Origin of the sequence: Stenotrophomonas pictorum JCM 9942 (assembly GCF_001310775.1) — a bacterium.
Lineage (GTDB): Bacteria > Pseudomonadota > Gammaproteobacteria > Xanthomonadales > Xanthomonadaceae > Stenotrophomonas > Stenotrophomonas pictorum.
Window position 1 is genome coordinate 1 of the sequence record NZ_BAZI01000070.1, and the last position, 10,322, is coordinate 10,322.

9 protein-coding genes are annotated in these 10,322 nt (G+C 62.3%); 6 read left to right on the forward strand and 3 right to left on the reverse strand.

What is annotated here, in order from left to right; genetic code table 11:
• Both JCM9942_RS05825 and JCM9942_RS05830 read left to right on the forward strand, forming a co-directional pair.
• Positions 1 to 437: hypothetical protein (locus JCM9942_RS05825; RefSeq protein ID WP_218185461.1), on the forward strand; the 437-nt coding region annotated here is incomplete at its 5' end.
• 14 nt (positions 438 to 451) lie between these two features.
• Positions 452 to 1,174, forward strand: coding sequence for a hypothetical protein (locus JCM9942_RS05830; protein WP_054658347.1), 723 nt, complete (start codon positions 452 to 454; stop codon positions 1,172 to 1,174).
• Positions 1,175 to 1,247: 73 nt separating this feature from the next.
• Here JCM9942_RS05830 and JCM9942_RS05835 read toward each other — a convergent pair whose 3' ends face one another.
• Positions 1,248 to 3,134, reverse strand: coding sequence for a DUF2075 domain-containing protein (locus JCM9942_RS05835; protein ID WP_054658349.1), 1,887 nt, complete (start codon positions 3,132 to 3,134; stop codon positions 1,248 to 1,250).
• Positions 3,135 to 3,160: 26 nt separating this feature from the next.
• The gene (locus JCM9942_RS05840) at positions 3,161 to 3,511 is read right to left on the reverse strand and encodes a nucleotide pyrophosphohydrolase (protein ID WP_054658351.1); all 351 of its coding nucleotides are present in this window, start codon (positions 3,509 to 3,511) and stop codon (positions 3,161 to 3,163) included.
• A 291-nt stretch (positions 3,512 to 3,802) separates the two neighbouring features.
• On the opposite strand from JCM9942_RS05840, the gene JCM9942_RS05845 reads away from it, so the two are divergent.
• On the forward strand, positions 3,803 to 5,674 hold the full coding sequence (locus JCM9942_RS05845) for a DEAD/DEAH box helicase (protein ID WP_054658353.1): 1,872 nt from the start codon (positions 3,803 to 3,805) through the stop codon (positions 5,672 to 5,674).
• 281 nt (positions 5,675 to 5,955) lie between these two features.
• Here the strand turns inward: JCM9942_RS05845 and JCM9942_RS20445 are convergent, their stop codons facing one another.
• Entirely contained in the window at positions 5,956 to 6,588 is a 633-nt protein-coding gene (locus JCM9942_RS20445; RefSeq protein ID WP_054658355.1) for a hypothetical protein, read from the reverse strand.
• Between the two features lie 346 nt (positions 6,589 to 6,934).
• Between JCM9942_RS20445 and JCM9942_RS05855 the strand changes: the two genes are divergently transcribed.
• The 3 genes from JCM9942_RS05855 to JCM9942_RS05865 all read left to right on the forward strand — a co-directional run bounded on the left by JCM9942_RS05855 (position 6,935) and on the right by JCM9942_RS05865 (position 10,126).
• Positions 6,935 to 9,058 carry a M13 family metallopeptidase gene (locus tag JCM9942_RS05855; RefSeq protein WP_054658357.1) on the forward strand — a complete coding sequence of 708 codons (2,124 nt, stop codon included), beginning with the start codon at positions 6,935 to 6,937 and terminating at the stop codon, positions 9,056 to 9,058.
• Between the two features lie 195 nt (positions 9,059 to 9,253).
• Positions 9,254 to 9,535, forward strand: coding sequence for a DUF3247 family protein (locus JCM9942_RS05860; protein ID WP_054658359.1), 282 nt, complete (start codon positions 9,254 to 9,256; stop codon positions 9,533 to 9,535).
• Between the two features lie 231 nt (positions 9,536 to 9,766).
• Positions 9,767 to 10,126 carry a BON domain-containing protein gene (locus tag JCM9942_RS05865; protein WP_054658361.1) on the forward strand — a complete coding sequence of 120 codons (360 nt, stop codon included), beginning with the start codon at positions 9,767 to 9,769 and terminating at the stop codon, positions 10,124 to 10,126.
• The last annotated feature ends 196 nt before the right edge of the window (positions 10,127 to 10,322 follow it).

Genomic DNA, 10,322 nt, shown 5'->3' on the forward strand with positions numbered 1-10,322 from the left:
TTACCAGCCCAACGAAAGACGGTGCGCCGGTATCGGACAGTCGAGTGCGAAAGCGGTTCGTTCGGCAACTAAAAACAGCCGCATTGGCCCTTGAAGTGATGTTCCATTGGGCAAAACAGGAAGGAAATTTGTTGAACGCTTTCCTCGCGGGGGAGCGCTGTTGCATGTGGGCATGGGAGGGGGTACGCACGCGAGAGTTGATGAGCTACAGGGCAGCCATGTCGGCGTATGTTGACATCTGCAATTTGCACAACCAAATTTGCCACGCGTACTTCGTCAAATTGCAGCCATACTGCTTTGTCCGTGATGCGGTATCCAGCTATGCAGCCGAGAGTTCTTTGGTAGCTAACAAGGTGTTCGAACAGATCGGCTTGCTAGCTGAGGTTGGGGTGCTTCAGTTTCAACGTGCGCTAGGGCTGATGATCCTGCTGCGGTAAACAATGCGGGTGTAGTGGCCGATGCAGTTGTGGCGCTGATCCAGAACAACCCGAGCTCCGGTTCCCCGCGTTTCGATGGGCACGCCATTGAGATTTCGCTAGCTTTGTTTCTGCTGCTCTCGACGGGGAAAGAAGGTGCAGCCAAGGCGTGGCTCTCGGAAATTGGCCACAGGTTGGTCTACAGTTTTCGTCGGTCCAAGGGATTCCCGATCGCGTCGGATTCGCTGGATGACCTCGTCGAATTCGACGCCGGACAATTGGACGAGGCCAAGGTGCAGAAGCTCCGTCACCTGAGCACACTCGTTCCGACCGTCCTGTACTGGTGTGCAATTTTTGGGCACAAGGAGCTGTACCACCTACTGCAATCCCTCCAGTCTGATGTGTTCGAAGACGTCTGCTTACAGTTGTGGTATCCGGATGAGGAGACGGATGCTTCTCTATACCGTGGGCCGGCGCAACGCGAATCCGGTACCACCGAAGCTCCCATCGTCTTCCCAGCTACCATCACAGAATTGGTACAGGCGAATCGGGACTTACTGGCGCAGAATACGGTGCCTGATCTTTCGTTCGCGTCTGCGGTCCGTCACGGATTTTTTGGTTTGGTGCTGATGGCATGCCGGCACTTTCGAACGCCGTTTCCTCCGCAGTTCTGGACGGCTTTCCTACTGCGTGGCCAAGATGCCGGAGCGACCGCAGAGCAGGCCGCTTCGGAGGAGAAGAGGGTCGGATCTGGATGACATTGCGACGAACTATTTCCCCTATTTTAAGTGGTGCTCCGAAGCGCGCGCTTGACCGAAAGCCGTCATTTCGCTACAGCACGACCGGTGCCAGTGGTTTGATGGCCTTTGATAGGTGCGCCTGCAGTTCCGGATCGGTGCAGTACACATAGCATCCCTTCATTCCTCTGGTCATCAGGGTGCGATAGGTGTTGCGGATGATCCGGTCCAGCCGCTTCCGAGTTTCTTCTCTGTCGCTCTGCACCATTTTTTTGTAGCCGCGAATCGAACGGTCCTGCTTCGAGCGGCCTGACGGGTCGGTTTGCACGGTGTGGTTCTGGAAAACCATGTCCGGGCCGATGATGACCCCGACATAATCCAGCTCGAGACCCTGGCAGGTGTGGATGCATCCCACCTCGTCGATGGACTCCGGGGCGATCAGCCAGAGGCTGCCGTCCTTGTCCAGATTCCACTGCCGCTGGTAGCCGAATTCCGGAATAACGATGTCGTAGGCCTCGGGCTTCTTCTTGCTCTCCCAGTCCCAGCAGTAGCCGGCAACGACGCGCGACCGGTTGTTGTGCCGGTTCTTCTCGGCGATCAGGGCATGCAGCTCGGTGGGGGAGTCGATGACCCGGAAATCGAAGTCGCCATGATCCAGCGAGGTGTTCGCGGTCTCGCGGATGCCCAAGGTGTTGTCGATCCATGCCAGATAGCCATCCGATCCGCTGCAGCGGAATTGCGATGCCAGTTCCAGCTCGGTGACGGAGGCGCCAAGCTCGTTGGCCCAGTGGCGGATTTCGTCGGAGTGGCCGATATCGGCCAAGGTGACCATCTGGTCATCATCGACAAACAGGATCGTGCATTTGGCGCTTTGTATCAGCTCCTTGACTTGGTTCTCGCCGAGGTTGCCGTACAGCCCGGAGTGCCGGTTCAGGCGATGCGCTTCGTCGACAACCAGTGCGTCGAAGGTGTCCGGGGCTGTCTCGATGAAGCCGCCGGAGCCGCTGAAGAGATTGCCGATCTCCACCTGCTTGAAGTTCCCGCGCAGCCTTTCCTTGTAGACCGCGCGGGGGGCTGCGTTCTTGGAGACGTATTTGGCAAGCAGGCCGAGTCTGGTCAGTTCCACGAGAAGGTTGATGGCAACCACTGATTTGCCGGTGCCGGGGCCGCCTTTGACGAGGACAACCTGTTTGGCGTCGGACGAAGCGGTACGGGCTGCCGCCAGTGCGGTTTCATAGACAAGCTTCTGCTCGTCGATGAGGATGAACTCGCGGCTGCCACGAAGCATTTTGACGAGACTGTCGGCCAGCATCTTGGAAGGGCGGATGCGCCCGTTCTCGATGCGGTAGAGAAGCTCGGCATTGTCGCCACGTTTGACATGCTGCTTGATGAAGCTCCGCAGCCTTTCCCGCTCCGTGTTTCCTTTCAGGAAGATCGGCGCCTTCTCGATGTAGGGAGCGTAATGGGGATGGGTGATGATGCCGTCATCGGTGTAGTTGTGCAGGTAGGCACAGGCCTTCAGGGAAACATCTCCCTCATGCACGGCCTCATTGAAGCCTTCAAGAAGCGCGGCGTAGGACCATGCCTGGTAGCAGGGGTGGGGGCCTTCGCTCTCTCGCGGGCCGCCGCGCTGGGCGACAACGATTCCGTCTTTGACCGAAAGCTTGGACGACGACCACTGCTTCAGCTCCACGATGATGAGGTGGGGTGTGCCGTCGGCCGTGCTTCCGGAGATAAGGAAGTCGATACGTTTGGAGGTCTGGGGGATGCCGAATTCGACGCCGATGCCTGTGTCGTCGGGAATTCCGTCATCCCGAAGGACCGAGGCCATCTCTTGCAGGGAGGAACGCCAGGCTCTGAGCTCAGCGTCGGGCGCATAGCGGCCGGTCTTGTCCAGATAGGTGCGGGCGATCTGGTACTCGATGCCGCGGTTTTCGATGTCCTTGATGAAACCGGATTTGTTGGCTTGATAAACGATCAACGCGCCTCCCCCTAAGGTCTGGTTGATTACAGCTTGTTGTACTTGTCGCTTTTTCCCCGTGCTGCGTCAGCTGGATACTTCAGCGCATTGAGTTCCAATTTTTTCCATGCTGCCTGGACCGGATCGATGCCCAGTTTGTCGGACAGCTGCAGCAGATAAAGAAGTACATCGGCCACTTCTTCGGTGACTTGACCGAGTTGGGCGCCGGAGAGATTCCTGCTCTGTTCTTCTGTCAGCCACTGGAAGGGCTCCAGTAGTTCGGCCGCTTCGACAGAGAGTGCGGCGGCCAGATTCTTGGGAGAGTGGAACTGTCCCCAGTCGCGGGCCTGCGCAAATTCGCGAAGTGCCTGCTGCAATGACTGTATCTCGGTATTCATAGGTAATGCCTGACGTTGTGCTGCCATCTTAAACCAGTAGTGATGAGACACCTGCCGGTGGTTGGGGATTTCAAGCGGGAGGCAGCGATATTTCGATGGCCCCGGAAGAACACAGTTTGATTTTCAGGGCTGATCCCCTCCAAACGCTGCAACCGCCACCGCAGCCACCGCCACCTTGCGGGCCCGGGGTTTCGCCGGTTCGGCGTCCGCCCATCAGATCCATGCCTGCGAGGATGAGCTGACCGGTCGGTAATTGCGTATAACTGGCGGCGCGTCCTTGGAAGGAACCTTATGGCCCGTCTATTTCCCCAGTTTTCCGCATGCCGGTTTGATACGCCGGGCGAGCGCCGCCTGGCCGAGCGCCTGCAGCGCAAGCTGGAAGACGACTATCTGGTGTGGTGCAACGTGCCGGTGGGGCCGAAGGCGGTCTATCCGGATTTCATCGTGCTACATCCCAGTCGGGGCCTGCTGGTGCTGGAGGTCAAGGATTGGCGGGTGGAAACGGTACAGGCCATGGATCGCACGCAGGCGCAGATCCATGTCGGCGGCGGCATCAAGAAAGTGGTGAATCCGCAGCTGCAGGCGCGGCAGTATGTGCTCAGCGTAACCAGCTTGCTGGAAAAAGACCCCGCCTTGAAGCAGGCCGCCAACACGCCTTATGCCGGCAGGCTCTGCATGCCATACGGCTGGGGTGCAGTGCTTACCCGCATCACGCGCAAGCAGTTCAACGAGGCCGGCTGGGGCGAGGTGCTGGACCCGCAGCGGGTCATCTGTTCGGATGAAATGACCGAGAGCGTGGAGGCGGAGGATTTCCAGCAGCGGCTTTGGGACATGTTCACCCAGGTGTTCCACTGCCAGTTGAGCCTGCCGCAGATTGACCGGGTACGCGGGCATCTGTTTCCCGAGCTGCGTGTCAATCACATGCCGGGTCAGTTCGGCCTGTTTTCCCCCGAGCAGGATGTGTTGCCTGATCTGATGAAGGTGATGGACCTGCAGCAGGAGCAGTTGGCCCGTTCGCTGGGAGAAGGCCACCGGGTGATCCATGGGGTGGCGGGCAGCGGCAAGACCATGATTCTGGCCTATCGCAGTCTGCATATCGCGCAGGCGGTACCCAAGCCTGTGCTGATACTCTGCTTCAACCGTTCACTGGCCGCGCGATTGCGGCAGATCATCAACGAGCGGGGTGGTGGGGGGCGGGTGGTGGTGCATCACTTCCATGGCTGGTGCGGGGAGATGCTCACCAGCTACCACCTGTCCAAGCCGGCTTATGGGATGGATTTCGACACGCGCAACGAGCAGATGGTGTCCACGCTTATAAATGGAGTGGAGCAGGGGCGTGTGCCACGTTCGCAGTACGCGGCGATTCTGATCGATGAGGGGCACGACTTTGAGCCGGACTGGTTCCAGCTGGTGGTGCAGATGCTCGATCCGGCATCCGATTCGTTGCTGGTGCTGTATGACGATGCGCAGTCGATCTATCGCCCGGGGCCGAAACGGCGTGCTTTCAGTTTTTCCAGTGTCGGTATCCGGGCGCAGGGGCGCACCACCATCCTTCGCCTGAATTACCGCAACACCGCGCAGGTGCTGGCAGTGGCGCGGGCCTTCGCACAGGAGCTGCTCAATGCGCGGGATGCCGATGAGGATGGTGTGCCGCAGGTGTTGCCGGAAAGTGCAGGGCGCCATGGACCATATCCGGAGTTGCGCCAATGCGCTCACACTGGTGAGGAAATGCGTGAGCTGGTGTTGGCGTTGCAGCAGGCGGCCGAAGAAAGGAAAAGCTGGTCGGACATGGCGGTGATCTACCGCACCAATTATCAGGCCAAGGCGTTGGAGCAGATTCTGCAACGGGCCGCGATTCCCTTCACCTCGGCGCTCAGTACCCAAGGGCGCGATGCGCTGTTTGCCAGCGGCGACACGGTGAAGCTGGTGAGCATGCATTCCAGCAAAGGCCTTGAGTTTCCGCTGGTGCTGATTCCTGGCCTCGGCCAGTTGCCATTGCATAACGCCGAGCCGGCGGAAGAGGCGCGGCTGCTGTATGTGGCGATGACCCGTGCACTGGAGCGGCTGATTTTGCTCAGTGATCGCCCTTCCGATTTCAGCCAGCGGCTGGCGACGGCGATCACCCATGCACGCGGTGCGCTTGAGGGGGCGCTGGTTGGATAACGTGTACCGGCTTGCCTTCTGATCGAAGGTCCAAGCACGCGCTGCAACCGCTACCGTCGCCGCATGGCCTCCTACACATGGGAAGGTGGGCAGAGCCGGCCATGCTTGCCCGCACGCAAGGGGCCGGGGGAATCGGCTCCGCCATTATTTCCAGGAAAGTTCTGTTGAAAAAGACGCTGTGGACCACTGTCGCCGGATGTGTTGGTTGAAGACGTGGTGCAGGTAGAGAACACCTGGAAGGAGCGGCTGCAGACGCGCGCGCCCAATGGTTTGAACGACAATTAGATCGCCGCAACGCAAAGCCCCGCATGACAGGGCTCTGGGTTTTTTAATCCGGTTGCATTGAGGCTGGGGCCGTCGAGAACGGGCCGGCACTTTGCCTCAGTCGTGGGTGAGCGGCTGCATGCTTCGTGATCGAAGGTTGCCTGGTAGGTGTTGATCGCGGCCACCAGTTCCGGCATGCCTTCGGCCGAGGCGGGGTTTTCGCGCAGGTGCGCGCCGGCAGTGAGCATCCGGGTGATCAGCACATGCAGGGCGGCATCGGGCTCGGGGGCCAGTTTGCAGTGGGCGAACATGTACTGGACGTTGCTGTCGATCACATCGGCGAGGGCGGCGGCGTCGGCGGCCTGCAGCCGCGCGTCATGGAAAGCGGGCAGGTTCTTCAGTACCTCGGCATGGATGCGGCCCATGGCGGTACGCAGCGGCTCGTCGGTTTGCCAGCGCTGGCCTTCGGCCAGTACCGGGGCGGGGGCGGATGCGGCGGCATGGGCGTGGCTGGAGCTGGCGGGCGCTGCGGTGCTTGCTTCAGCGGCGGTGTCGGCGGCCGGGGCGTGATCATTGCCGGCGGTACAGGCGGTCACGGCAAGGGCCAGCGCAAGGGCGGTGGCGGGGACATGGAGGGAGCGCATCTTCATGGTCGTGGCATCGGTTCAGGCGTACCCCAACCGTAGCAAGCAGGCATCGCCCGCGAGGTGACATGTATCAAGGTGGAGCGGGGGGCTACCGTTCTTGTGACAGTGGGAAGGTTGCGACTGATGGTCCAAGGCCACCCGGTGCCGCTGCATAGGGGAGTTGGGCCGGGCGGTCGCGACTGATGGCCCGAGGCCACCCGGCGTCGCTCCTGCAGGGAGCGTGGGGCGTGGTTTGTGTCGCTGCAGCATGGCCTCCGGCACATGGGCTTGTGGGCAAAGCTGGCTATGCTTGCCTGCACGCGAGGGGCCGGGGGAATCGGCTCCGCCACCCTTTACCAGGAGAGTTCTGTTGAAAAAGACGCTGTTGACCACCGCCACCTTGCTGGCCCTGGGGATTGCCGGTTCGGCGTCCGCCGGCCAGGACCACGCCTGCGTGGATGACGCATGCACGGTGCAAACCCTGTTTGCCGCCACCGAGGCCGGCAGTGCCACCGCAGGCGCCAGCATCGCCGCGCCGCGCATGGGCAACTGGGGCATCGACACGGCCGGCATGGACACCAGTGCCAAGCCGGGCGATGACTATTTCGCCTACGTCAACGGCAACTGGGCCAAGAACACCCCGATCCCGTCGGACAAGTCCAGCTTTGGCGCGTTCCTGGCGCTGCGCGACCTGTCCGAGGCGCGCGTGCACCAGCTGCTGGAAGGCTATGCGCTGGGCAACCCGGCCACCGATGGCGACAGCGCCAAGATCGCCGCGCTGTACCGTGGCTTCCTGGACGAGGCCGCCGCCGAAAAGGCCGGCGCTGAACCGCTGAAGCCGATGCTGGCCGAGATCCGCGCGGCCAAGGACAAGTCGGCCATCGCCGCGCTGATGGGTCGCAGCAATGCCGGTTTCGGCGCCACGCTGTTCGGCCTTGGCGTCTCCGACGACCAGCGCGACCCGGAGCATTACACGCTGTATATGGGCCAGTCCGGCCTGGGCCTGGGCGACCGCCAGATGTATCTGGACGAGAAGTTCGCCCCGCAGCGCGCGCGCTATGTGGCCTATATCGAGCAGCTGCTGACCCTGGCCGGCTGGGACAAGCCGGCTGACGCGGCGGCGAAGATCATGGCGATGGAAACCGAGGTGGCCAAGGGCCACTGGACCCGCGCCGAGAGCCGTGACCGCGACAAGACCTACAACCGGCTGACCCGCGCCGAGCTGGCCGCGCAGGCGCCGCAGGTGGACTGGAACGTGCTGTTCGACGCTGCCGGTGTTGGCCAAGCCGAGAGCGTGGTGCTGCGCCAGAACACCGCCATTCCGGCGCTGGCCAAGGTGTTTGCCGCCACCGACCTGGACACGCTCAAGGCGTGGCTGGCGTTCCACACCACCGATGACGCGGCCGGTCTGCTGTCGAAGAACTTCGTCGATGCCGAGTACGAGTTCCGCGCCAAGTTCCTGTCCGGCCAGCCGGAGCCCAAGCCGCGCTGGAAGAACGCGGTCAGCTACAGCGAAGGCATCATGGGCGAGGCCATCGGCCGCGATTTCGTCAAGCTGTACTTCCCGGCCGATGCCAAGGCCAAGATGGACGCGCTGGTTTCCAACGTGAAGCTGGCGATGGGCGCGCGCCTGGACACGCTGGCCTGGATGAGCCCGGCCACCAAGGCCGAGGCCCACGCCAAGCTCAAGGGCTTCGGCCTGAAGATCGGCCACCCGGAACAGTGGCGCGACTACAGCGCGCTGGAAGTGCGCAACGGCGACATCGTCGGCAACGCGCTGCGCGCCCGTGCCTTCGAGTGGGATTACCGCCGCGCCCGCCTGGGCCAGAAGGTCGACAAGAACGAGTGGGGCATGACCCCGCAGACGGTCAATGCGTACTACAACTCGGTCAAGAACGAGATCGTGTTTCCGGCCGCGATCCTGCAGCCGCCGTTCTTCGATCCGTCCGCCGACCCGGCGGTGAACTACGGTGGCATCGGCGGCGTGATCGGCCACGAGATCATCCACGGTTTCGACGACCAGGGCCGCAAGTCCGACGGGGCCGGCGTGCTGCGTGACTGGTGGACCGCCGAAGACGCGGCCAAGTTCGAGGCGCAGGCCGCCAAGCTGGGCGCGCAGTACGAGGCGTTCGAGTTCCCGCAGCTGCCGGGCATGAAGATCAACGCCCGCGTGGCGATGGGCGAGAACATCGGCGATCTGGGTGGCCTGACCATCGCGCTGGAAGCCTACCGCCGCTCGCTGGACGGCAAGCCGGCGCCGGTGATTGACGGCTTCACTGGCGAGCAGCGCTTCTTCATGGGCTGGGCGCAGGTATGGCGCACGCTGTGGCGCGACGACGCACTGCGCCAGCAGCTGGTCAACGGCACGCATTCGCCGGGCCACATCCGCGCTTTCGCCCCGCTGCGCAACATCGATGCGTGGTACGACGCGTTCAACGTGAAGGCCGGCGACAAGCAGTACATCGCCCCGGAAGACCGCGTGCGCATCTGGTAATCGACAGGTGTGAGTGTTGCAACAGCAAGGGCCCTTCGGGGCCCTTGCTGTTGGTGGCCCCTCTTTAAACGACCATCGCGAAGGCGCGTAGCCCGGCGTCTTCACCCCGGTTTTCCCGCGCGCAGGCCAGTGTGGGCCTCCCATTAACACACGGAGCATCGGTGCGGCCCCGGCCGCCAGGATGAAAGAATCACTATGAGCAAGATTGCACCCCGGGTACATACCGACCAGGCCACCATCGAGCGCCTGAAGGATCTGCAGGCCGCGCTGGATGCTGAGCTGGTGGTGGAGCTGCACCTGCGCGGGGGCGCGACACTGACCGGGACGGTGGTCGAGCGCCCGTCGATACTGCAGTTCCTGGATGAAGGCGGCAATGAAGGCACCAACGGCGTGCTGCCGCTGGATACCGGCGGAAAAAGCGTGCAGCGGGTCTGGCTGGACGAGGTGGAGCATTTCCAGCGGCTGGGGACGTGCTGATCGCCCCGCGGGTTCTTCCCATGGCGTGCCGGTGGATGCCTGCTGTCGGGCCCGGTTGCACGGCGATGGCGGAACGGCAGCTGCAGCGGAGCGGGACCGGTCCCTTTGCTGAATCCGCATACATCAATGTCAGGCGGACATGAGCGCTACGGCTTCGGCAAAGGCATGGCATTAACCCCGGCGGTGCGAGGCTGCACCCGGAGCGTTCCTGCTCCATCCGAGGAAAATCCAATGAACCGGGCGAAAACGAGTCGATGGCTGTTGTTGGCGCTGTTGCCGCTGGGCGTCAGCACCGCCTTTGCCGGCGAGGACAAGAATCCGCCGACGGAACATGACAAGACCCACGCGGAATCGCATCAGCCGGGCAGTGATACCTGGATCACCACCAAGGTGAAGGCCGACCTGTTGGCGACGGAAAACGTGCCGGGGTTGGAGATCACGGTCGAAACGGTCAATGGCACGGTGATGCTCAGCGGCACGGTGAACCACCAGAGCGAGAAGGATCGCGCCATTGCGGTGGCACGCGGCATCAAGGGCGTCAAACAGGTCGATGCCGACAAGCTGCGCGTAGTGGCCAAACCGGAACGCTAGCAGGCACGGAACATCCAATGACAGCAGCGGCCGCGATGCCGCTGTTGCCAGCGTCACCCGAAACGGCACTGCATGGGCGGTGCCGTTTTCTGTTGCGGATCGGGCTCAGCCCTTGCGGCGCAGCCAGAAGTAGATCGGCAGGCCGGCGATGACCAGCACGCCGCCCCAGGCCAGCGCTTCGCTGCCGACGCCGACG

Excerpts from the sequence above, each read along its gene's own strand:
- JCM9942_RS05845 (WP_054658353.1), top strand. The coding sequence starts at position 3,803 with ATGGCCCGTCTATTTCCCCAGTTTTCCGCATGCCGGTTTGATACGCCG.
- JCM9942_RS05860 (WP_054658359.1), top strand. The coding sequence starts at position 9,254 with ATGAGCAAGATTGCACCCCGGGTACATACCGACCAGGCCACCATCGAG.
- JCM9942_RS05840 (WP_054658351.1), bottom strand. The coding sequence starts at position 3,511 with ATGAATACCGAGATACAGTCATTGCAGCAGGCACTTCGCGAATTTGCG.
- JCM9942_RS20445 (WP_054658355.1), bottom strand. The coding sequence starts at position 6,588 with ATGAAGATGCGCTCCCTCCATGTCCCCGCCACCGCCCTTGCGCTGGCC.
- JCM9942_RS05865 (WP_054658361.1), top strand. The coding sequence starts at position 9,767 with ATGAACCGGGCGAAAACGAGTCGATGGCTGTTGTTGGCGCTGTTGCCG.